Below are 22462 nucleotides of genomic sequence, written 5' to 3' on the forward strand. Positions count from 1 at the left end.
CGATGTAGAGCGCGGCGAGAGAGTCGTGCCGCTCCGCCTGTTGGCAGAGGCGCCGCCGATCTGCTAACGCACTGGCCTGGGTTATGCATAAGCTTCCTGCGAGGGTTCCCACCACGCAGGAGGACGCATGTACGAGTCTTTCAGACAGGGGGCGCCGGCCGAGCTGTGGCAGGCGCTGGTGCACGAGGCCGGGCAGCGCCTGGGCCGGCCGCTGGACGAATCGCGCGAGCACTATCTGGTGTTCGTGCTGCTGCGCTACCAGCGCGACGCGCAGTTGCTGGCGCGCATCCAGGCGCTGGCCTGGCTGCATGCGCAGGAGCAGGTGGGGCGTGCGCGTGCAGACGCCTTGCGCGAGGTCGGCGACGGTTGCCTGCTGATCGCCGGGCTGTTCCCTGGCGTGGCGGCGCGACGTCGGGTCAGCGTGGACTACTTCATCGATCTCGGCCGCGGCGCCTATGCCGAAGTCGCCGAGACCCGCGACAGCGACGCGGGGCTGTTCGCGCAGCTCGCGCGCAGCTATCGCGAATTGGTCGGCACGCTGGGGGCGCTGCGTCCGCCGCGGCACGAGGTGGCGGGGTTGCAGGCGGCGCTGCACGTGTGAGCCGTGGCGCTCTTGCGGCAGTCGCTCGCGCAGGAGCGGCGTCCGTCGCGACGGGCGTTTGGATGACGCGTGTCGCGGCCGATCCTGCCAATCGCCAGCGCCGCGCCTACGGAGACGGCGAACCGGGTCGCACGCGGACGCGCCCAGGCCATCGGCGCGTTTTCCCGCATGCGCGCGCGGTGGCCGGGATCAGCCCGGCGATTACCTCAGCTGCAAGGAGGGCGGCGACGCGCCCTGCTGCGGTTGCTGTTGGCCATCGGGCACCGCCATCAGCACGCCCGCAATGCCGCCGACGTCGGCGATCAGCCGTTCGGCGGTCTTCCCGGTCGGTACGCCCAACACGATGGCACCGATGCGGTCGAGCGTGTACAGCACCGGGGCATGCAAGTCCGCTGCCGCTGCCGTGATGCGGTGCTTGGTCTGCTCGACGTCGCCGCTGCGATCGAAGTAGACGATCACGGCATTGGCCGCGTTGGCGTCCTGCGCGTCGGCAGCCGCGTGGGTGCCGTCCGGCAGCAGAGGGCGTTGCTGCATGGCGGTCGAACATGCGCAAGCGGCGAGCACGGCCAGGCAGGCGATGCCTGCCTGGCCGAGCCACCGGCGGGCCGCGGGAACGGCGGCGTTGGCGGATTCGTGCATCGAGCGGGTCTCCTGGGCGATCGACGGTGACAGCCCCGCGTGCGTGGTGCGCACAGGGCCGCCCGAACCCTCGCATGTACCGGGTGAACTGCGGCCGACCCTGGATGGGGAGAACGACTGTCGACGGACAGCGCCGCGCCGCGTTGCCGTCCGCTCAGAACCAGAACCGCAGGCCGGCGACCCAGCGTGTCTCGCGCGCCGCCTCGCCATCGGCGCGGCGCAGGTCGGCGGTGTCGCCGAAGCTGCGCACGTGCTCCACGCCGACATACGGCGCGAACCGGCGGGTGACTTCGTAGCGCAGGCGCAACCCGCCCTCCACGGTGGTCAGGCCGCTGCCGATGCGATGCGCCGGATCGTCGCGCGCGGCCAGTTCCGCTTCCAGCCGTGGCTGCAGGATCAGGCGATTGGTCAGCAGCACGTCGTACTCGCCTTCCAGGTGCAGGCTGGCATGGCCGCCCTCGCCGACGTACAGCATGGCCGACACCTCGAACTTGTACGGCGCCATGCCTTGCACGCCGAACGCCGCCGAGGTTCGCGCGCGGCCCGGCGCGAATGTCTGCCTGGCGCCGATCAGCATGTCCCACCAGGGCGAGATCGCGCGGCCATAAGCTAGTTCCAGCGAGGAGGCCGTGGTGCGGCCGCCATCGCGTTCGCCGTCGCTGCGCAGCCACAGCCGGTCGATGTCGCCGCCGTACCAGCCACGTGCCTCCCAGGCCTGGCCGCTGCCGTGGGCGTTGTCCCAGCCCTCCAGGCGATCGACCAGCAGGTAGCCGGTGTGCGCCGCGCCGTGCGCCATGCCGTGGTCGCGCAGCACGGGGAATGCGGCTGCGCGATCGGCGTCGGTGATCGGCGGGATCGGCTCGCGTGGCAGCGACGTGTCGGCGCTCGCAGGACACTGGCATGCGCTCGCGCTCGCGCTCGCGGTCGGCGCGGGCGCGGTGGGCATCGCATGGTCCATGCCGTCGTGATGCATGCCGTCGTGTGCGTGATGCGCGCGGTGGCTGTGATCGACCTGCGACGCCGGCGCGGCCGCGTGGTCCTTCGTGGCGTGGTCCATGTGCGCGTGCGACAGGGCGTCGGCGTGCTCTGCCGCAGGCGTGTCTTGCATGGTCGGCGCGTGCGCGGCATGCCCCATGGCTGCATGGTCCATGGCGCCGTGCATTGCCGTGTCGGGCTGCGATGCCTCCGCAGCGCCCGCCATGGGTGTGGTGGCAGCGGGTGCCGGGCAGGCGCAGGGCGCGGCAGTGGGTGCGTCGCCGCCGTCGGTGTCGGCCGTGTGGGCATGCTGCGCTTGCGCCGCAGCGTGCGCGAGCAGCAGCGCCAGGCCGGTGGCCTGGGCGAGCGGAGCAAGGCGGAGGCGGCTCATGCGTCCACCCGCACTTCGCGCATCATGCCGCCGTCCATGTGGTACAGCAGGTGGCAGTGGTAGGCCCAGCGGCCCAGCGCATCGGCGCGCACGCGGTAGCTGCGGCGCGTGCCCGGCGGCATGTCCACGGTGTGCTTGCGCACCTGGAAACGGCCGGCCGCGTCCTCGACGTCGCTCCACATGCCATGCAGGTGGATCGGGTGCTGCATCATCGTGTCGTTGACCAGCACGATGCGCAGGCGCTCGCCGTAGTTCAGCCGCAGCGGCTCGGCGCTGGCGAAGGGAATGCCGTCGAACGACCAGGCGAACTTCTCCATGTTGCCGGTCAGGTGCAACTGGATCTCGCGCCCCGGCTCGCGTCCGTCCGGGTCCTCGAACAGGCTGTGCAGGTCGGCATAGGTCAGCACGCGGCGGCCGTTGTCGCGCAGGCCGGTGCCGGGGTCGTCCAGCCGCGGCGCGGTGGCGGCGGACTGCATGTCCACCAGCGGATTGCCGCGTTCGCTGGCTGGATGCGTAGGCGCGGCGGCAGTGCTGGAAGCCGCGTGCGCGGCGTGCTCCATGCCCGGCATGCCGGCCATGTGCATGTTCGCGCCGCAGCCGCCTTCCATGCCCTGCATGCCCGTGCCGGCGCCGTGGTCCATGCCGGCGTGCCCGGCCATCGCATGGCCCATGTCCTGCATGCGCAGCAGCGAGCGCGGATCGTTCGCCGGCACCGGCGCCTGCAGGCCCTCGCGCACGGCCAGGGTGCCGCGCGCGTGGCCGGTGCGGCCCATGTCCTGCGCGAACACCGTGTAGGCGTCCTGGCCGCTGGGTTCGACCAGCACATCAAAGGTTTCGGCCGCGGCGATGCGGAATTCGTCCACGCTCACCGGATGCACATACTGGCCGTCGGCGGCGACCACGGTCATCTTCAGCCCGGGGATGCGCACGTCGAAGTAGCTCATGCTGGAGGCGTTGATGAAGCGCAGCAGCACCTTCTCGCCGGGACGGAACAGCCCGGTCCAGTTGCCGGCCGGGGTCATGCCGTTGAGCAGGTAGGTGTAGGTGTTGCCGTTGACGTCGGACAGGTCGCTGGGGGTCATGCGCATGCGCCCCCACATGCCGCGGTCGGCGAGGGTGGCGCGCAGCCCGTCCTCGCGCGCGTCGCGCAGGAAATCGCCGACGGTGCGCTGGTACAGGTTGTCGTAGGACGGCATCTGCTTCAGCCGCCGGAACAGCGCTGCCGGATCCAGGTCGGTCCAGTCCGACAGCAGCAGCACGTGCTCGCGATCGTAGCGGTACGGCGGCGGCTCGCGCGGGTCGATCACGATGGCGCCGTACAGCCCGGCCTGCTCCTGGTGCAGCGAATGGCTGTGGTACCAGTAGGTGCCGGACTGGCGCAGGGCGAAGCGGTACTGGTAGGTCTCGCCCGGGTAGATGCCGTCGAAGCTCATGCCCGGCACGCCGTCCATGTGGGCCGGCAGCAGCAGGCCATGCCAGTGCACCGAGGTCTGGGTGTGGCCGGGCAGGCGGTTGGCCACGCGGATGGTGACGGTGTCACCTTCGCGCCAGCGTAGGAGCGGCGCCGGCACGCTGCCGTTGACGGCGATGGCGGGACGCTCGCGCCCGGTGAAGTTGACGCGGGTGCTGCCGATGCTCAGATCCAGGTCAGTGCCGTGCAGCACGTAAGGCGCGGCGCCGTTGCGGGCCAGCGCGCTGGCGTGGGCGCTGCGCAGCGGCAGCCCGGTGAGGCCGGCGGCGGCGCCCAGCGCCAGCCCGGTGACGAAGCGGCGCCGCGACGGCAGCGCCGGCAGGCCGGAGGAAGATGGGTTCATGTGCGATGTCCGTCAGCGGATGCGATGCGCCGCGCAGCGCCGAAGGACGCTGCAGGCACGGACGCGGCAGCGCCAGTGGGCTGCCGCCAGGAGGCCGCCCAACAGGCGGCCGCGCGCGCTCAGGCGCTGGGAGGGCGTTCCAGCCGCGGCAGGCCGGGCGCGCCGTGCGCGGCCTGGGGAGCGGCGGCAATCAGGGTGCGGGGCAAGCGTGGCAGCGCCAGCGGCATCGCCAGCAAGGCCGGCAGCGGTTGCGCGTGCGGACATTGGCAGCCGGCCATGCTGCCGCAGTTGCCGTGCTTGCCGGCATGGTCGTGGCAGTGCTCGCCGTGGTCGGCCGGCGGCGGTGGCGGTGCGTCGTGACAGGGCATCGCCGCATGCACCGGCGCCGCGCTGGCGACCGTGGCAGCGGTGTCGTGCGTCGAAGTGCCGTGCGTCGCCATGCCAGGCATCGCCATGGCGGCCGCGGTGCCGTTGAGCAGCAGGCTCAGGCACAGCAGCAGGCGCAGCAGGACGGCGAAGGTTGGCACGGACAGGCAGGACGTGGCGGCAGAAGGAACAAGAGGATACCGAAGCCGGCGTGCGCGGCAAGCGACCGCCATGCGGCAAGGCTTGACTCTGGACCCGAGTCCAGGGAGTAGGGTGTGCGCATGCGATCCGACCCCGCCACCACCCGCTTCACCATCGGCGCGCTCGCCCGCCAGGCCGATGTCGCCATCGACACCGTGCGCTACTACGAACGCCAGGGTCTGCTGCCGCTCGCCCCGCGCCGCGCCTCCGGCTACCGCGAGTACGACGCCGCGGCGGTACAGCGGGTGCGCTTCATCCGCCGCGCCAAGGAACTGGGCTTTTCGCTGGAGGAGATCGGCGAGCTGCTGGCGTTGCAGGACGATCGCGTGCACGGCGTGGAGGGCATCAAGCAGCGCGCCAGCGCGCGCCTGCAGGCGCTGGATCGGCGCATCGCCGAGCTGACCGAGATGCGCAATACCCTGGCGGCGCTGGTCGAGGAGTGCCCCGGCCGCGGTGCGCCGGACGCCTGCCCGATCCTGGGCGACATCCGCGGCGATGCCGCCGGCGAGCCGTCGCGATGAGCACGGGTCGCACCACCGCCTCGCTGACCTTGCCGGTGCAGGGCATGACCTGCGCCGCCTGCGCGGCGGGCGTGGAAAAAGCGCTCACGCGTCTGCCCGGCGTGGCGGCGCAGGCCAGCTATGCCGGCGCGCGCGTGCAGGTCGACTACGACCCGCAGCAGGTGGAGCTGCCGACGCTGCTGCAGCGCATCCGGCAGGCCGGCTACTCGGTGCCGACCCAGACCGTGACCCTGGAACTCAGCGGCCTGCACTGCGCGTCCTGCGTGGGGTCCATCGATGCGGTGCTGGCGAAGACCCCGGGCGTGCTCGCCGGCCACGCCAACCTGGCCTCGGCCAAGGCGCGGGTGGAGATCGTGCCTGGTGCGGTCGCGCCGGCGGAGCTGGTCGCACGGATTGAACGCGCCGGGTTCGGCGCGCGCGTCGCCCAGGCCATGGACCCGGCGCAGCTGGCCGAGCGCGAGCGCAGCGAGCGGCACGCCTGGCGGCGCGAGCTGGGCCTGTTCGCCGCAGCGGTGCTGCTGACCCTGCCGTTCTGGGGGCAGATGCTCGGCATGCTGGATGGCGACGCCCTGCGCGGTGCGCATGCCGAGCCGCTGCCGCGCTGGCTGCAGTTGCTGCTGGCCACGCCGGTGCAGTGCTGGATCGGTGCGCGCTTCTACCGCGCCGGCTACCGCGCGCTGCGCAACGGCAGCGCCAACATGGATGTGCTGGTCGCGCTGGGCACCGGCATGGCCTATCTGTACAGCGCCGTGGTCACCGTGGCCGGCCTGCATGGCCAGCACGTGTACTTCGAGGCCAGCACCAGCGTCATCACCCTGGTGCTGCTCGGGCGCCTGCTCGAAGCGCGCGCCAAGCGCCGCACCACCGCGGCGGTGCGCGCGCTGCTCGACCTGGCGCCGACCACCGCACGGGTCGAGCGCGACGGCGTCGTCGTGGAGGTGGATGCGGCGGAACTGGCGGTCGGCGACGTGTTCGTGGTCGCTGCCGGCGAGCGCGTGCCGGTGGACGGCGAGGTGCTCGACGGCCACTCCAGCGTGGACGAGGCGATGCTGTCCGGCGAGGCGCTGCCGGTGGCCAAGGCGCCGGGCAGTCGCCTGCACGCGGCCACGGTCAACCAGCTCGGCCTGTTGCGCGCGCGCGCCACCGGTGTCGGCGCCGACACCCTGCTGGCGCAGATCGTGCGCATGGTCGACGCCGCGCAAGGCTCGCGCGCGCCGATCCAGCGCCTGGTCGACCGCATCGCCGCGGTGTTCGTGCCGGCGGTGCTGGCGATCGCCGCCATCACCCTTGGCGCGACCTGGGCGCTGCGCGGCAGCTTCGCCGAGGCGCTGGTGCACGCGGTGGCGGTGCTGGTGATCGCTTGCCCGTGCGCGCTGGGCCTGGCCACGCCGACCGCGATCATGGTCGGCACCGGCGTCGGCGCCCGCGCCGGCATCCTGATCCGCGACGCCGAAGTGCTGGAACGCGCCCGTGCGCTGACCGCGCTGGTGGTCGACAAGACCGGCACCCTGACCCTGGGCCAGCCGCAGGTGACCGCGGTGCTGGTCGCCGACGCGGCCGAGACCGCGCCGCTGTTGCGCCTGGCCGCGGCGCTGGAGACCGGCTCGGCGCATCCGCTGGCGCGCGCCATCGTGCAGCGCGCCGCCGAGTTGGGCGTGCGCGCGGCCGTGCCGGCACCGTCGGCTGAGGCGGTGCAGACGTTGCCGGGGCAGGGTGTGTGCGGCCGCGTGGACGGGCGCGAGGTCGCGCTGGGCGCGTTGGCATGGCTCGATGGCCTGGTCGCCGCGCCGGCCGACCCTGCGCTGCGCCGCCAGGCCGAGGCGGCACAGGCGCAGGGCCACAGCGTGGTCGGGGTGGCGGTGGATGGCGCGGTGGCCGGCTACATCGCCATCGCCGATCCGCTGCGCGAGGATGCCGCCGAGGCGGTGGCGTTGCTGCAGGCGCGCGGGATCGCGGTGACCATGCTCAGCGGCGACAACCGCCACGCGGCGCAGGCGGTGGCCGCGCGGCTCGGCATCGAGCAGGTGCAGGCCGAGGTGCTGCCGCAGGACAAGGCCGCGCATGTGCGCCAGTTGCAGGCGGTGCCGGGCGCACGCGTGGGCATGGTCGGCGACGGCATCAACGATGCCCCGGCACTGGCCGCGGCCGACGTCAGTTTCGCCATCGGCAGCGGCTCGGACATCGCCATCGAGGCGGCCGACGTGGTGCTGATGCACGGCGACCTGGCCGGTGTCGCCGCCGCCATCGACCTGTCCGCGGCGACGGTGCGCAAGATCCGCCAGAACCTGTTCTTCGCCTTCGTCTTCAACGGCCTGGGCATCCCGCTGGCCGCGTTCGGCCTGCTCAACCCGGTGATCGCCGGCGCGGCGATGGCGCTGAGTTCGGTCTCGGTGCTGGGCAACGCGCTGCTGCTGAATCGCTGGCGTCCGCAATGAGCGCGGATTCGATTTCCTGACCCTGGAGCCTGACATGCACCATCTCGATCTTCTGGTCCACGGCATGAGCTGCGGTGGCTGCAGCGCACGGCTGCAGCGGGTGCTCGACGCCTGCCCGGGCGTGGCCGCCAGCACGGTGCTGCTGGAAGGCGGGCGCGTCGGCATCGACTACGACCCCGCGCGCATCGACGTGGCCGCGCTGGAGCAGGCGATCGCCGACGCCGGCTTCAGCGTGGCCGCTGGCTGAGCGCCGCTCCGACGCCGCTCCGACGCCAGGTGAACGCCGGCGTGGCGGCCGCTGCCGCGCATGGCCCGGGCGCGTGGCCGGGCGTGTATCGTGGGCGCGATTTCTCCGCTCCCGCACCGCCATGACCCATCGCGCTTGGGTGGCCGCCGCCATCCAGAAGATCGAAGCCGACTTCAACCGCTCGGCCGATACCCACCTGATCCCGCTGGACCTGCCCGGTTTCCCCGGCATCGACCTGTATTTCAAGGACGAGTCCAGCCATCCCACCGGCAGCCTCAAGCACCGCCTGGCGCGCTCGCTGTTCCTGTACGCGCTGGCCAACGGCTGGCTGCGCGAGGGGCGGCCGGTGATCGAGGCCTCCAGCGGTTCCACCGCGGTCTCCGAGGCGTATTTCGCGCGCCTGCTGGGGCTGCCGTTCATCGCGGTGATGCCGGCCACCACCTCGCCGGAGAAGATCGCCGCGATCGAGTTCCAGGGCGGGCGCTGCCACCTGGTCGGGCGCGCCTGCGACCTGCATGCCGATTCGGTGCAGCTGGCGCGCGAGACCGGTGGCCACTTCATGGACCAGTTCCTGTACGCCGAACGCGCCACCGACTGGCGCGCCAACAACAACATCGCCGAGTCGATCTTCCGGCAGATGCAGGAGGAGCCGCATCCGATTCCGGCCTGGATCGTGTGCAGCCCCGGCACCGGCGGCACCGCGGCCACGCTCGGGCGCTACGTGCGCTACCGGCGCCATCCCACCCGCATCCTGTGCGCGGACCCGGAGGTGTCGCTGTTCTTCGACGGCTACCGCGAGGCCCTGGCCGGACGCGACTACGCCGGCCTGGAAAGCACCGGCGGCTCGCGCATCGAAGGCATCGGCCGGCCGCGGGTGGAGCCGAGCTTCATCCCCAACTGCGTGGATGCGATGGTCAAGGTGCCCGACGCGCTGAGCCTGGCGGCGATGCGCTACGTCAGCGCGCGCCTGGGCCGGCGCGTGGGCGGCTCCACCGGCACCAACTTCGTCGGCGTGCTGCAGGCGGCCACGCGCATGCGCGAGCAGGGCCGCAGCGGCGCCATCGTCACCATCCTGTGCGACAGCGGCGATCGCTACGGGCACAGCTACTACCGGCCGCAGTGGTACGCCGAGCACGGCATCGACGTGGAGCAGGCCGATGCGCAGCTGGCCGCGGCGGTGGCCGGCGCCGGCCTGCCGCCGCTGCCTTGTGCTGCGCTGGACTGACCGCCATCTGCTTTTCGTGGCCGGCCGCGCCGGTCCTTCCCCCGCTACCGAGACTTCCGCGATGACCAATCCCCTGCTCGATTTTTCCGGCCTGCCGCGCTTCGATGCGATCCAGCCCGAGCACATCGGCCCGGCGATCGACACGCTGCTGGCGCAGGCCGAGGCCGCCGTGGCCGCCGCCGAGACGGTGGCGCCGGTGCGCTGGGATAGCTTCGTGGCGCCGCTGGACGATGCCACCGAGCGCCTGTGGCGCGCCTGGGGTCAGGTGAGCCACCTGCAGGCGGTGGTCAACACGCCGGCGCTGCGCGAGGCCTACAACGTCAACCTGCCCAAGGTGACGCGCTTTTCCAGCGCGCTGGGGCAGAACCTGGCGCTGTTCGCGCAGTACCGCGCGCTGGCGCAATCGCCGCAGGCGGCCACGCTCGGCGCGGCGCAGCGCAAGGTGCTGGACAACGCGCTGCGCGATTTCCGCCTTGGCGGCGCGGAGCTAGGCGAGGCCGACAAGCAGCGCTTCGCCGCGATCCAGGAAGAACTGTCGGCGCTGTCGGCCAAGTTCTCGCAGAACGTGCTCGACGCCACCGATGCATGGTCGCTGTGGATCGACGACCCGGCGCGCCTGGCCGGCCTGCCCGAGGACAGCATCGCCGCCGCGCGCGCAGCGGCCGAACGCGAAGGCCAACCGGGCTGGAAGCTGACCCTGCAGATGCCGTGCTACCTGCCGGTGCAGATGTACGCCGAGGACCGCGCGTTGCGCGAGACGCTGTACCGCGCCAACGCGATCCGCGCCTCGGAGTTCGGCGATGCGGCGCTGGACAACAGCGCGGCGATCGGGCGCATCCTCGCCCTGCGCGGCGAACTGGCGGCGCTGCTCGGCTTCGCCAGCTACGCCGAGTATTCGCTGGCGACGAAGATGGCGCAGGATCCGGCACAGGTGCTGGACTTCCTGCACGATCTGGCCGCACGCGCCAAGCCCTACGCGCAGCGCGACCGCGCCGAACTGGAGGCATTCGCGCGCGAGCACCTGGGCCTGGACACGCTGGAAGCCTGGGATCTGGCCTATGCCGGCGAAAAGCTCAAGCAGGCGCGCTACAGCTTCTCCGAGCAGGAAGTGAAGCGCTACTTCACCGAGCCCAAGGTGCTGGAGGGCCTGTTCGGCCTGATCCACGACCTGTACGGCCTGCGCGTGGAGGCCGACAGCGCGCCGGTGTGGCATCCGGACGTGCGCTTTTTCCGCCTCATCGATGCGCAGGGGCGCCTGGTCGGGCAGTTCTACCTGGACCTGTACGCGCGCGAAGGCAAGCGCGGCGGCGCCTGGATGGACGACTGCCGCAACCGCCGCGAGCGCGCCGACGGCGTGCAGACCCCGCTGGTGTACCTGGTGTGTAATTTCGGCCGCGGCAGCGACGGCAAGCCGGCCACCTTCACCCACAACGAGGTCACCACCCTGTTCCACGAGATGGGCCATGGACTGCACCAATTGCTGACCGAGGTCGGCGAACTGGGCGTGGCCGGCATCAACGGTGTGGAATGGGACGCGGTGGAACTGCCCAGCCAGTTCATGGAGAACTTCTGCTGGGAGTGGCCGCGCCTGCAGGCGATGACCGCGCACCTGGACAGCGGCGAACCGCTGCCGCGCGCACTGTTCGACAAGATGCTGGCGGCGAAGAACTACCAGAGCGGCATGTTCACCGTGCGCCAGCTTGAGTTCGCGCTGTTCGACATGCAGCTGCACCACAGCTTCGATGCGCAGTCCGACAGCGTGCTGCAGTTGCTCGAGCGCGTGCGCGACGCCGTGGCGGTGAACCGGCCGCCGGCGTGGAACCGCTTCCCGCACCAGTTCAACCACATCTTCGCTGGCGGCTATGCGGCCGGCTATTACAGCTACAAGTGGGCCGAGGTGCTCAGCGCCGACGCGTATGCCGCATTCGAGGAAGCGCCTGACCAGTTGGCGGACACCGGCGCGCGCTTCCTGCGCGAGATCCTCTCGCGCGGCGGCAGCCGCCCGGCGCTGGAGAACTTCACTGCCTTCCGCGGTCGCGTGCCGGAACTGGAGGCGTTGCTGCGGCACAGCGGCATGGCCGGATAAGCCGGGATTGGGGATTCGGGATGACAGCCTGCGGCTGTTGAAAGCCGGGATTCGAGATTTTCCTGCGCAGGCGTAGTGGTTGCGATTGCACTGTGGGAGGGACTTCAGTCCCGACGGGCTTTCCCGGGAAAGCCCGTCGGGGCTGAAGCCCCTCCCACAAAAGCGGCGACCTTTTTCATCGGAAGGCAGCCACGTTTGTCAGATAGCTTGATCGTGATGTTGTTCCGTGCACGACGTCCCCCAATTCCCATCCCGGCTTTCAACAGCCGCAGACTGATCATCCCGAATCCCGAATCCCGAATCCCGAATCCCGAATCCTCTGTGCTAGAACACAGCACAGCGGCACGGCGATCTTCGCCGCCGCGATCGCGGCGCAGGACACTGCCGCACTGCACAAGGAGGACCGCATGAAGCGAGCAGGGTGGTGGACGCCGTTGCTGTTGGGCATGGCCGCGCCGGCATTGGCGCAGGACGGCAGCGGCACGGTGCGCATCGGCGCCAGTCTGCGCGCCGGCCCGGCGCCGGAGTATCCGCGCGTGGCCACGCCGGCCACCGACGACGCGTTGCAGGTGCATGGCTGCACACGGGATTGGGCCTGGTGCGATGTCAGCTGGCGCGAGAAACGCGGCTGGCTGCCGGCTGGTGCAATCGACTTTCACGAACACGGGCAGGGCGTCGCGCCCGGTGCCGCGCTCGGTGTGCCCACGGTCGGCTTCGCGCTGGACCGCTACTGGGACACGCACTATCGCGGCCAGCCGTGGGCACGCGAACGCGCGCGTTACCGCCCGCTGGAAAGCGCGGCGACTGCCGCTGGTCCAGCGCAGATCCCGGCACCGCTGCAGCGGCAGTTGGCGCCGCAATGGCGGGCGCCCCCTCCACCGCAGGCGTCCGCGTCCGAGGCCGTGAGCGCCACGCCGGCATGGACGCCGCCGGGCGAGCGGATGCATCGGATCCCGCCGCCGGACGCGCTCAATCCCCGCTACAACAAGGAACTGGCGAAGGAGTTGCAACGCCAGGACAGCGACCGCCGCCAGCGCGAATCGATGGGACTGCAGCCGGTGCCGCCGCCTGCGTCTGCGCCATCGGCATCGCCATCCTGGCCGCCGTCGCCGGCGACGATCCAGTGGGTCGAGCGGCATCCACCGAAGCCGACTTCGCCACCACCGCCGCCTCCGCCCTCAGCGCCACCGGCCAAGCCGGAACCGCACAAGGACGAGGACGCCGGGCGACACGACGTGAAGCAACTGGAACGCTGAGCCGCGCCACGGCGCCCTCAAAGGCGCCGTGCGGCCTGGGTACGGTCAGGCCTTGGCGAACACCAGCGCGGCGTTGGTACCGCCGAAGCCGAAACTGTTGGACATCACCGTGCGCAAGTCCGCGTCGCGGCTTTCGCGCACGATCGGGAAGCCCTCGGCGCGCGGATCCAGCGTGTCGATATTGGCCGAGCCGGCGATGAAGCCGTCGCGCAGCATCAGCAGGCAGTAGATCGCCTCGTGCACGCTGGCCGCACCCAGCGAATGCCCGGACAGCGCCTTGGTCGAGGACAGCGGCGGCACCGCATCGCCGAACACCGCGCGCACCGCATCCAGCTCGGTGACATCGCCCAGCGGCGTCGAGGTGCCATGGGTGTTGAGATAGTCGATCGGCGCGTCCACGCCCTGCAGCGCCATGCGCATGCAGCGCACCGCGCCTTCGCCGGACGGGGCCACCATGTCGGCGCCGTCGGAGGTCACGCCGTAGCCGACCAGTTCGGCGTGGATGCGCGCGCCGCGCGCCATCGCATGATCGTAGTCCTCCAGCACCAGCATGCCGCCGCCGCCGGCGATGACGAAGCCGTCGCGCGCGGCGTCGTAGGGCCGCGAGGCCACCGCCGGCGTGTCGTTGAAGCCGGTGGACAGCGCGCCCATGGCGTCGAACATCAGGCTCATGGTCCAGTCCAGCTCTTCGCCACCGCCGGCGAACATCACGTCCTGCTGGCCGTGGCGGATCAGGTCCGCCGCCGCGCCGATGCAGTGCGCCGAGGTCGCGCACGCGGCCGACAACGAGTAGCTGACGCCCTTGATCTTGAACGCGGTGGCCAGGCTCGCCGACACCGCCGAACACATCGTGCGCGGCACCATGTACGGGCCGACCTTGCGCACGCCGCGGTTGCGCAGCAGGTCCGCCGCTTCCACCTGCCAGTGGCTGGAGCCGCCGCCGGAGCCGGCGATCAGGCCGATCCGCGGGTCGCTGATCGCCGCCTCGTCCAGGCCGGCATCGGCCAGCGCATCGCGCAGCGCCAGGTAGGCGTAGGCCGAGGCGTCGCCCATGAAGCGCTTGAGCTTGCGGTCGATCGCCGCGTCCAGGTCCAGCTGCACATCGCCGCCGATCTGGCTGCGCAGGCCGGCCTCGACCGCCTGCGGGTTATGGCGGATGCCGGCGCGGCCTTCGCGCAAGGCGCGCGACACGCTGTCCAGATCGTTGCCCAGGCACGACGTGATGCCCATTCCGGTAATGACCACGCGCCGCATCAGAACGCCTCCGTCGACGTGAACAGGCCCACGCGCAGGTCCTTGGCGATATAGATCTCGCGCCCATCCACCGACATGCGGCCGTCGGCCACCGCCATCGCCAGCTTGCGGTTGATCACCCGGCTGATGTCGATCTCGTACACCACCTGCTTGGCGGTGGGCAGCACCTGCCCGGTGAACTTCACTTCGCCCACGCCCAGCGCGCGGCCGCGGCCGGGCGCGCCCAGCCAGGTCAGGAAGAAGCCGGTCAACTGCCACATCGCATCCAGGCCCAGGCAGCCGGGCATCACCGGATCGCCGATGAAATGGCAGCCGAAGAACCACAGGTCCGGGCGGATATCCAGTTCGGCGCGGATCACGCCCTTGCCGTGCGCGCCGCCGGTCTCGTCGATGGCGACGATGCGGTCGAACATCAGCATCGGATCGTTGGGCAGGCGCGCGGCGTCGGCGCCGAACAACTCGCCGCGTGCGCTGGCGAGCAATTGCTCGCGCGAATAGGAGGACAGACGACTCATGAGCGGAACATTCCCAGGCGAGACAGTCGAGGCGCGCAAGAGTGCATGAGCTTCGCGCGTTCAATCAAACGTTTTATCCGTACGCACGCGTAGTGTCGGCAGCGGCGGTGGCGCGCGCACTGCGCCGGATCAAGGCGCGCATTCTCAGTCCGTGCGCAGCGCGGGGCTTATCATGCGCACACCGTTCGCAGGCGTAGGGTATGGGGTCGATGCGCAAGATCATTCACGTCGACATGGACGCGTTCTACGCGTCCGTGGAGCAGCGTGACGATCCGGCGCTGCGGGGCAAGCCGGTGGTGGTGGCCTGGCGCGGCATGCGCTCGGTGGTGTGCGCCGCCTCCTACGAGGCGCGGGTGTTCGGCGTGCGCTCGGCGATGCCGGCGCTGCGAGCCGAGCGGCTGTGCCCGGACGCGATCTTCGTGCCGCCGGATTTCGCCCGCTACAAGGCGGTGTCGCGGCAGGTGCGCGAGATCTTCCAGCGCCACACCGACCTGATCGAGCCGCTCTCGCTGGACGAAGCCTACCTGGACGTCACCGCGCCCAAGGGCGAATTGCACACCGCCACCGAGATCGCCCAGACCATCCGCGCGCAGATCCGCGCCGAAACCGAACTGACCGCCTCGGCCGGCATCGCGCCGAACAAGTTCCTGGCCAAGATCGCCTCGGACTGGCGCAAGCCCGACGGCCAGTTCGTGATCCGACCGCATCGCGTGGAAGCGTTCCTGACCCCGTTGCCGGTGAACAAGGTGCCCGGCGTGGGCAAGGTCATGGAGGCCAAGCTGGCGGAACTGGGCATCGCCACCGTCGGCGACCTGCGCGCGCGCAGCGAGGCGGAACTGGAGGCGCGCTTCGGCAGCTTCGGCCTGCGCCTGTACCAGCGCGCGCGCGGCATCGACGAACGCCCGGTGGAATCGGACCAGCCGGTGCAGTCGATCTCCTCCGAGGACACCTTCGCCGAAGACCTGGCGCTGGAGGCGCTGGAGCCGGCGATCCGGCAACTGGCCGAGAAGACCTGGAACGCCACCCGCCGCACCGAGCGCATCGCGCGCACCGTGGTGCTGAAGCTGAAGACCGCGCAGTTCCGCATCCTCACCCGCAGTTTCACCCCGGAGCAGCCGCCGGACTCGCTGCAGGCCTTGATCGACATCGCCCTGGCGCTGCGCGAGCGGGTGGACCTGCCGGCATCCACCCGCTACCGCCTGGTCGGCGTCGGCCTGTCCGGCTTCCACGAGCGCGAGCCGGGGCAGGCGCAGGGGCGCTTGTTCGGTTGAGGCGGTGGCGTCGCCTGGGATACTGCCTTCCCGGCTGATTGCATGGGAACGTGTGCCACGGGAGACTGTCGTAACCTCTATCGTCGCGCCCTGAGCGGTGCGTGGATTGAAACACCTGGGGTTACGGTGCGGCGACGGCGGGTCTGTGTCGCGCCCTTGCGGGGGCGTGGATTGAAAGCGCATCGAGTCGGTCAGCAAGCACAGCGTAAGCGGTCGCACACTCTCGCGTGTGCGTGTGTTGAAACAACCATGGGATGTGGGTGCAGGCCGAGAACCTGGCTGTCGCTCCCGCGTCGGGACTGAAGTCCCTCCCACAGGGGCATGCTGCTCGGGTTGCAACAGCGACTTCATCCTCCGGCACGCGGATCGACCTGGTCGCGTCCTCACGGATGCGTGGATTGAAACATGGGTGGGGATCGCCAACCGGTGATGTTCTCGGGTGTCGTGCGCGTGAGCGCAGGGATCGAGCGGTTGACTCGGGCCGGGATGGATCGCGTGAGCGCGGTTCGCGCGCTCGGTCGCCGTCACGGCGTTGCCGCAGCGGGCGTGGCGTGGTCGCAATCGCGTGTCAGCGAAGGCAGCTTCCGCGCCGCGCCGCGCCGCGCCCGCGCGTCGCAACCGCGTCCGACATTGCGCCACCTACAATGCGCACTTGTCCCTCTGTGTTGGCACGACATGACATTTCCTTATGCATTGGTGGTGTTCGACCTGGATGGCACCCTGGCCAACAGCGGTGCCGACATCGCCGAGGCGCTGAACCGCACCCTGGCCGACTTCGGCCTGCCGCGCGTGCCGGAGGCGACCGTGCTGGGCTGGATCGGCGAGGGCGTGCGCAAACTCGTCGAGAGCGCCTGGCGGCATGCCGGCGACGCCACGCCGCTCGAGACGGTGATGCCGACCTTCATGCGTCACTACGCCGAATGCCTGTTGCGCAGTCCGCGGCTGTATCCGGGTGCGGCCGAGGCGCTGACGCAGTTGCATGCGGATGGCGTGACGCTGGCGCTGTGCACCAACAAGCCGTCGGCGATGGTGCCGCCGCTGTTGCGCCATCTGGGCGTGGCCGATCTGTTCTCTGCGGTGCTCGGCGGCGACAGCCTGCCCGAGCGCAAGCCCAGCCCGGCGCCGCTGCTGCACCTGGCACAGCAGTTCGCGCAGCCGCCGGCGCGCTGCCTGATGGTCGGCGATTCGGGGACCGACCTGCAGGCCGGCCACGCCGCCGGCATGCCGGTGGCGCTGGTGCGTTACGGCTATCCGCGCGATCTGGATCTGGCCACGGCCGACGTGGTGTTGCTGATGGATGATTTGCGCGAGCTGCTGCAGTTGCCCTGACGCGATGCCGCGTAGCGCTTCGGTATAGCGCGAAGATCCTGGAAATGTGGTGTAGGCGCGGCTTCAGCCGCGACAGGCTTTCCTGGGAAAGCCCGTCGCGGCTGAGGCCGCGCCTACAGCGCAGGACGCAGTAAGCCCCTCTCCCCCCGGGAGAGGGGTTGGGGTGAGGGTCCGGGCGCGTAGCGGTCGCTGAACTGTCAGGTTTGTGCCGCGGTGCATGAGCACGAGGGAGGCCGTTTGCGTTCGGCGGCCAGCAGCCTGATCGCGAGCGACCACGTGCGCGATGCGTCGCGCATGCCTGCTTTGAGACTGCACGCATCTACATCCGGTGTGGTCGCACATGCCGCCTCTTGTAGGAACGGCTTCAGCCGCGACAGGCTTTCCCGGGAAAGCCGATCACGGCTGAAGCCGCCCATAAAAAAAAGAACGCGTGGTTTCTGCGCTTTCGTCCCGCGCTACGCCATCGGCGCAGCGCGGGACGCCGGCTCAGCGCGCCGCCGGCGCGTAGCGCAGGGTCAGCGCGTATTCGCGACCCGGCTGGTTGTACCAGTTCACCGTCTGGTAGTCGCGGTCGAACACGTTGCTGGCCTTGGCCTGCAGCGTCCAGTCCGCGGTGAACGCGTACTCCGCGCGCAGGTCGACGGTGCCGTAGCCGGCCAGGCGCACGCGGTTGGCCGCGTCGTCGAAGCGGTGGCCGCTGCCGAACACGCTGACGCCGAGCTTGACCGGGCCGATGCCGCGGTCCACGTCCAGACGCGCGGTGTTCTGCGCGCGGCGCGCCAGCCAGTTGTCGCGGTTGCCGCCGTCGCTGCGGTTGCGCGGGTCGGTGTGGCTCAGCTGCGCCGACAGTTCCCAGCCGGCCAGCAACGCATAGCCGGTCAGTTCGGCGCCGCGGATGCGCGCCTCGTCCACGTTCACCGGCAGGAAGCTGACCGCGTCGTAGGAGATCAGGTCCTTCACCCGGGTCTCGTAGGCGTTGAAGGTCCAGTTCCAGCTGTCGGCATACTGCGCAATGCCGAGGTTGCCGCTCTTGGAGCGCTCCGGCTTCAGTTCCGGATTGCCGGCGAACGGGTAGTACAGGTCGTTGAAGGTCGGCGCCTTGAAGCCGGTGCCGACGCTGGCGGTGAGCTTGAGGCCATGGTCCAGCGCCAGGCCCCAGCCGAGGCTGCCGGTGGTGTGCTCGCCGAACTGCTCGTTGTCGTCGCTGCGCACGCTGGCCTGCACCTGCTGCGCGCCGAAACGGCCCTGGTACTCGGCGAACACGCCGGTGTTGTCGCGGCTGTCGACGTCGAAGGCGGTGCTGCTGGCAACGTGCTCGCGCTGCCAGTCGCTGCCGACGCTGAGCAGATGGCCTTCGGCCAGGGTGATGTCGCCTTGCAGCGCGGCGGTGTCGCGGCGGCTGTCGAAGGTGCTGACGAAGCTGCGGGTGCGTGCGCCCGGCGCACGGTAGTAGCTGTCCGCGTCGTCGACGTTGCGGCCCAGTTGCGCGGCCAGGTGCAGGCGATCGGAGGGCGTCCAGTCGAGCTTGCCGCTGAACACCTGCTGGGTGTTGTCGGCCTCGTTGCCGGCGAACAGCGCGTCGCCGTCGTACTCGTTGCGGCTGTCGATGTTCAGCGCCTGTCCTTCGATGCGCAGCGTGTCGGTCAGCGCGTAGCCGCCGCGCGCGCTCAGCGAGACGTTGCGGTAGCCGTCGCGGTCGGGCTGGTCGACGAAGCAGCCGGCGAACAGCGTGGCCGAGCCGTTGCAGGCATTGATGCCGTCGGTCTTCTGGTAGCCGCCCTGCACGGCCAGCCAGCCGCGCTCGCCGCGGTTGCTGAAGCCGGCGCCGGCCTCGCGCAGGCCGTGGCTGCCGCCGCCCAGGCTCAGGTTCTGCTGGAAGCCCTGGCCGCCGCGGCGGGTGAAGATCTGGATGACGCCGCCGATCGCGTCGGAGCCGTACAGGCTCGAGCGCGGGCCGCGCACGATCTCGATGCGCTCGATCTGGCTCAGCGGCAGGTCCTGGAACGCGGCCAGGCCGGCGCTGGCCGAGCCGATGCGCACGCCGTCCACCAGCACCAGCACGTGGTCCGACTCGCTGCCGCGCAGGTTCAGCGTGGTCAGCTTGCCCAGGCCGCCCTGGTTGGAGAAGCCGATGCCGGCGCGGCCCTGCAGCAGCTGCGCCAGCGAGGTGGCCTGGCTGCGCTCGATCTCGGCACGGTCGATGACCTGCGCCGGCACCACGCTGTCCTCCACCGAGATCTGGGTGCGGGTGGCGGTGACCAAGACCTGGTCGAGGTCGGTGGCGGCATCGGCGGCGTGGGCCAGCGCGGGCAGGGACAGGGCGGACGCGATCGCGACCGAAAGCAGGCGGGACGACATGGGTGGCAACTCCGGCGCGCGGCTGCGCGCTGTGACGGCAAGGGAGTCGCGAACGGAAGGTGCAAGCGGACGGCGCCGGACACGGCGCGGCACGCCGCGACGCCCTCCGCATCGCAACCAGTGAACTGCAAGGCCGGTCTCCGGGCTCGCGATCAGGGAGGCGGACCTCCCGGCTGCGACGCCTTCCCATGCCCAGGGCACAGTGGCGCAGGTCGTCAGCGCGGATCGCTTACCGTTGCGGGGGCAGCGCCGGCCTTGTCGCAAGACGCACCGGCTTCCCGTTTCAACCCGCTGGCCGGAGCCGGTGGGTCACCTTGAAGCGGCGCGATTGTACGCGATCGCCGCTGGCTGCGCGGCTCAGTCGGCGTGAGTGCCGTGGCCGTCGTCGTCGCCGTAGTGGTCGCCCATCGGCGTGTCGTGCGTGTCGTGCGTGTCGTGCGCGTAGGCGCCGTCGGCAGCGTCGTCGTCGCGCGTGTCGTCGCGGTCGAAGTGCGTGGTCGCCACCGGCCCGGCGACCGGCAGGCCGCGCTGCGCCGGCAGCGCCGCCGTCGCGATCTCCAGTTCGCCCAGCAACTGCGCGCGGCGTGCTTCGGACAGTTCCTGCCAGTGGCAGCCGCTGAGCGCGCCTTCCAGCGAATACAGCAGGTTGAGGCTGGGCTTGAAGCCGGCGCGCTTGACCTTGACGAAGGCGCCGACCGCGCCGGCCGCCTCCAGGTCCTGCTGCGTGCGCACGCCGACCTGGCGCAGCCAGGCCGCGCTCTTGGGGCCGATGTTGCGCAGCTTGGTGGTACTCATCGCAGGCTGTCGACGAAGACCTGGGCGATCGCTTCCAGGCCGCGCTGGTCGTCGGCGTCGAAGCGGGCGAGGTCGGGGCTGTCCAGGTCGAACACGCCGACCAGCGCACTGTCGCGCAGCAGCGGCACCACCAGTTCCGACCGCGAGGCCGCATCGCAGGCGATGTGCCCGGGGAACGCCTCCACGTCGTCGATGCGCTGGGTCTGGCCGCTGCTGGCGGCCGCACCGCACACGCCCTTGTGCAGCGGAATGCGCACGCACGCGGGCAGGCCCTGGAACGGGCCGACCACCAATTCCTTGCCGTCGTAGAAGTAGAAACCGACCCAGTTCAGCCGCGGCAGCGCGTGGTACACCAGCGCGGCCAGGTTGGCGGCATTGGCGATGCGGTCGGGCTCCCCGGCGACCAGGGCACGGGCCTGATCGAGCAACTGGGCGTACTGTTCCGGCTTGCTGCCGGTGAGCGAGGACGAGGCGAACATCGCGCGAGTCTAGCAGCGCACTGCGTCCGCCGGCACCGCGGCGGCTGACGCGCGCGACGCACCCGGCTATCCTGCGCGCCGCCGCGCGTCCCGCCGGCCAACCGACAGGGTTTCGCATGGCTGTTTCCGCCTTCTACGTCACCGGCACCGATACTGGCATCGGCAAGACCATCGCCAGCACCGCGCTGCTGCACGCCCTGCGCGCGCGCGGCCAGCGCGCGGTGGGCATGAAGCCGGTGGCCAGCGGCTGCACGCGCGAGGCCGACGGCTGGCGCAACGAGGACGCGCTGGCGCTGCAGGATTCGAGCGCGCCGCGGCCGGCCTATGACGATCTCAATCCCTACGCGCTGCCGTTGCCGCTGGCGCCGGAACTGGCCGCCGCCGATGCCGGCGTGCAGCTGGAGCTGGCGCCGATCGCGGCCGCGTTCGAACGCCTGCGCGCGCAGGCCGACGTGGTGGTGGTGGAAGGCGTGGGCGGCTGGGCGGCCCCGCTGTCGGCGACGCTGGACCAGGCCGATCTGGCGCGCGCGCTGCGGCTGCCGGTGGTGCTGGTGGTCGGCCTGCGCCTGGGCTGCCTCAACCACGCCCGGCTCAGCGCCGCGGCGATCGCCGCCGATGGCCTGCAGTGCATCGGCTGGATCGGCAACGAGATCGACCCGGCGATGGAGCGCATCGACGACAACATGGCGATGCTGCGTGCGCGCCTGCCGATGCCGTGCTGGGGGCGCCTGCCGTACCGGCCGCAACCGCAGGCCGAGCAGTTGGCGGCGGAACTGCAGCCGTGGGCGGGCATGTCGCCCGGCTGAGCAACTGCCGGTGGCACTGCGTTGCCGGTTTTTGTGGGAGGGACTTCAGTCCCGACGCCTGACCGATGCCGCGTCGGGGCTGAAGCCCCTCCCACAAGAGCAGGGCGTCCAGGATCCGCAAGATGGGCTGATCCCGAATGCCGGGTTTCACTCCCGAAGCAAGCGCATGGAGAAGCCCGGTCGAAGAGGCGATCTACCGGCTCCTGGCAAAGCACCGGAGCTGAAGCCTCTCTCATGAGGAAAGACAGGAACGCCAAGACGCACGCGATCAACCACTCCCGAATCCCCACTCCCGAATCCCGCCCATAAAAAAGGCCCGGTAGAGGGAGGGATCTACCGGGCCTTGGGTTGCACGGGGGGAGGGACCCATGCAGACCGAGCGTGCGTCGGGCGGCGAACCGCAGCGACGTCGAAAACTAGTGTTACTTGGCGGCAGGCTTGGCCTTCGGCGCGGCCTGCTCGGTCGCCGCTTCGAACTGGTGCTTGGCGAGCTGGCCGATGGCCTCGGAGGCCTTCAGGCCCAGGCCGAACACTTCCTGGTTGGCCGTGGCCAGCCGCTCGAAGTTGTCGCGGGCGATCTGCAGGCCCTTCGGCCACAGCGCCTGCACGGTGCCCAGATCGCGCGCCTCGGTCAGTTCGCCGAGGAAGCCGGTGGTGGCCGACACGTTCTTCTCGAAGGTCTTCAACTGCACGCCGAACACGCTCTCGGCGCTCTCCAGCGCCAGGCGGTTGGCACGCGCCGCGGCGGCGGCGAACTGCTGGGTGTAGCTGCTGAACTGATCGTTGAATTGAGCGGACATCATGCAACTCCGTTGGAATGCCGACTGCTGTTGCAGTGCAACATACGCTCATTCTGCTGCGATGCAACAAAATTTTCTGAAGCCGCTCAGGATTCGTT

General features: G+C 70.6%; 20 protein-coding genes and 1 riboswitch. Of the genes, 10 read left to right on the forward strand and 10 right to left on the reverse strand.

Going from position 1 to position 22462, the window contains the following annotated elements:
* The first annotated feature begins 127 nt into the window (after positions 1-127).
* Positions 128-601 carry a hypothetical protein gene (locus tag SLW52_RS00565; RefSeq protein WP_267085197.1) on the forward strand — a complete coding sequence of 158 codons (474 nt, stop codon included), beginning with the start codon at positions 128-130 and terminating at the stop codon, positions 599-601.
* Between the two features lie 201 nt (positions 602-802).
* On the opposite strand, the gene SLW52_RS00570 is transcribed toward SLW52_RS00565, so the two are convergent.
* From SLW52_RS00570 to SLW52_RS00585, 4 genes are all read right to left on the reverse strand, one after another.
* Positions 803-1240, reverse strand: coding sequence for a hypothetical protein (locus SLW52_RS00570; protein WP_267085196.1), 438 nt, complete (start codon positions 1238-1240; stop codon positions 803-805).
* 154 nt (positions 1241-1394) lie between these two features.
* Positions 1395-2606: a copper resistance protein B gene (locus SLW52_RS00575; protein WP_320739672.1), complete on the reverse strand. Its 1212-nt coding sequence runs from the start codon at positions 2604-2606 to the stop codon at positions 1395-1397.
* Positions 2603-4420, reverse strand: a complete 1818-nt coding sequence (locus tag SLW52_RS00580; protein ID WP_320739671.1) for a copper resistance system multicopper oxidase — start codon at positions 4418-4420, stop codon at positions 2603-2605. The genes SLW52_RS00575 and SLW52_RS00580 overlap by 4 nt, the downstream gene beginning before the upstream one ends.
* 119 nt (positions 4421-4539) lie before the next feature.
* Positions 4540-4947, reverse strand: a complete 408-nt coding sequence (locus SLW52_RS00585) for a CopL family metal-binding regulatory protein (protein ID WP_284467814.1) — start codon at positions 4945-4947, stop codon at positions 4540-4542.
* A 120-nt stretch (positions 4948-5067) separates the two neighbouring features.
* Between SLW52_RS00585 and SLW52_RS00590 the strand changes: the two genes are divergently transcribed.
* From SLW52_RS00590 to SLW52_RS00615, 6 genes are all read left to right on the forward strand, one after another.
* Positions 5068-5508, forward strand: a complete 441-nt coding sequence (locus SLW52_RS00590) for a heavy metal-responsive transcriptional regulator (RefSeq protein WP_267120653.1) — start codon at positions 5068-5070, stop codon at positions 5506-5508.
* Entirely contained in the window at positions 5505-7943 is a 2439-nt protein-coding gene (locus tag SLW52_RS00595) for a heavy metal translocating P-type ATPase (protein WP_320739670.1), read from the forward strand. Before SLW52_RS00590 ends, SLW52_RS00595 begins: the two co-directional genes overlap by 4 nt.
* Before the next feature lie 34 nt (positions 7944-7977).
* On the forward strand, positions 7978-8190 hold the full coding sequence (locus SLW52_RS00600) for a heavy metal-associated domain-containing protein (RefSeq protein WP_267092915.1): 213 nt from the start codon (positions 7978-7980) through the stop codon (positions 8188-8190).
* 121 nt (positions 8191-8311) lie between these two features.
* On the forward strand, positions 8312-9415 hold the full coding sequence (locus SLW52_RS00605; RefSeq protein WP_320739669.1) for a PLP-dependent cysteine synthase family protein: 1104 nt from the start codon (positions 8312-8314) through the stop codon (positions 9413-9415).
* A 61-nt stretch (positions 9416-9476) separates the two neighbouring features.
* Entirely contained in the window at positions 9477-11501 is a 2025-nt protein-coding gene (locus tag SLW52_RS00610; RefSeq protein WP_320739667.1) for a M3 family metallopeptidase, read from the forward strand.
* 407 nt (positions 11502-11908) lie between these two features.
* Positions 11909-12757, forward strand: a complete 849-nt coding sequence (locus SLW52_RS00615; RefSeq protein ID WP_320739666.1) for a hypothetical protein — start codon at positions 11909-11911, stop codon at positions 12755-12757.
* A 45-nt stretch (positions 12758-12802) separates the two neighbouring features.
* On the opposite strand, the gene fabB is transcribed toward SLW52_RS00615, so the two are convergent.
* Positions 12803-14011, reverse strand: a complete 1209-nt coding sequence (gene fabB, locus SLW52_RS00620; protein ID WP_152237869.1) for a beta-ketoacyl-ACP synthase I — start codon at positions 14009-14011, stop codon at positions 12803-12805.
* Entirely contained in the window at positions 14011-14526 is a 516-nt protein-coding gene (fabA, locus tag SLW52_RS00625) for a 3-hydroxyacyl-[acyl-carrier-protein] dehydratase FabA (RefSeq protein WP_043093347.1), read from the reverse strand. Before fabA ends, fabB begins: the two co-directional genes overlap by 1 nt.
* A 200-nt stretch (positions 14527-14726) precedes the next feature.
* Here fabA and dinB point away from each other — a divergent pair, with 200 nt between their 5' ends.
* Positions 14727-15797, forward strand: a complete 1071-nt coding sequence (gene dinB, locus SLW52_RS00630; RefSeq protein WP_193312708.1) for a DNA polymerase IV — start codon at positions 14727-14729, stop codon at positions 15795-15797.
* 675 nt (positions 15798-16472) lie between these two features.
* Positions 16473-17126 carry a phosphoglycolate phosphatase gene (gph, locus tag SLW52_RS00635; RefSeq protein WP_295947661.1) on the forward strand — a complete coding sequence of 218 codons (654 nt, stop codon included), beginning with the start codon at positions 16473-16475 and terminating at the stop codon, positions 17124-17126.
* 486 nt (positions 17127-17612) lie between these two features.
* Here gph and btuB read toward each other — a convergent pair whose 3' ends face one another.
* The 3 genes from btuB to SLW52_RS00650 all read right to left on the reverse strand — a co-directional run bounded on the left by btuB (position 17613) and on the right by SLW52_RS00650 (position 20758).
* A complete protein-coding gene (gene btuB / locus SLW52_RS00640; RefSeq protein WP_320739664.1) occupies positions 17613-19484 on the reverse strand; it encodes a TonB-dependent vitamin B12 receptor in 1872 nt (623 codons plus the stop codon).
* 113 nt (positions 19485-19597) lie between these two features.
* Positions 19598-19816, reverse strand: a riboswitch (cobalamin riboswitch).
* A gap of 25 nt (positions 19817-19841) precedes the next feature.
* The gene (locus SLW52_RS00645; RefSeq protein WP_295846231.1) at positions 19842-20279 is read right to left on the reverse strand and encodes a TfoX/Sxy family protein; all 438 of its coding nucleotides are present in this window, start codon (positions 20277-20279) and stop codon (positions 19842-19844) included.
* Entirely contained in the window at positions 20276-20758 is a 483-nt protein-coding gene (locus tag SLW52_RS00650; RefSeq protein WP_017912553.1) for a GAF domain-containing protein, read from the reverse strand. Before SLW52_RS00650 ends, SLW52_RS00645 begins: the two co-directional genes overlap by 4 nt.
* A 116-nt stretch (positions 20759-20874) precedes the next feature.
* Here SLW52_RS00650 and bioD point away from each other — a divergent pair, with 116 nt between their 5' ends.
* The gene (bioD, locus tag SLW52_RS00655) at positions 20875-21564 is read left to right on the forward strand and encodes a dethiobiotin synthase (protein ID WP_295957705.1); all 690 of its coding nucleotides are present in this window, start codon (positions 20875-20877) and stop codon (positions 21562-21564) included.
* A gap of 422 nt (positions 21565-21986) precedes the next feature.
* On the opposite strand, the gene SLW52_RS00660 is transcribed toward bioD, so the two are convergent.
* The gene (locus tag SLW52_RS00660; RefSeq protein WP_026143664.1) at positions 21987-22364 is read right to left on the reverse strand and encodes a phasin family protein; all 378 of its coding nucleotides are present in this window, start codon (positions 22362-22364) and stop codon (positions 21987-21989) included.
* Between the last annotated feature and the right edge of the window lie 98 nt (positions 22365-22462).

It is taken from the genome of Xanthomonas sp. LF02-5, assembly GCF_034105325.1.
GTDB lineage: Bacteria > Pseudomonadota > Gammaproteobacteria > Xanthomonadales > Xanthomonadaceae > Xanthomonas_A > Xanthomonas_A sontii.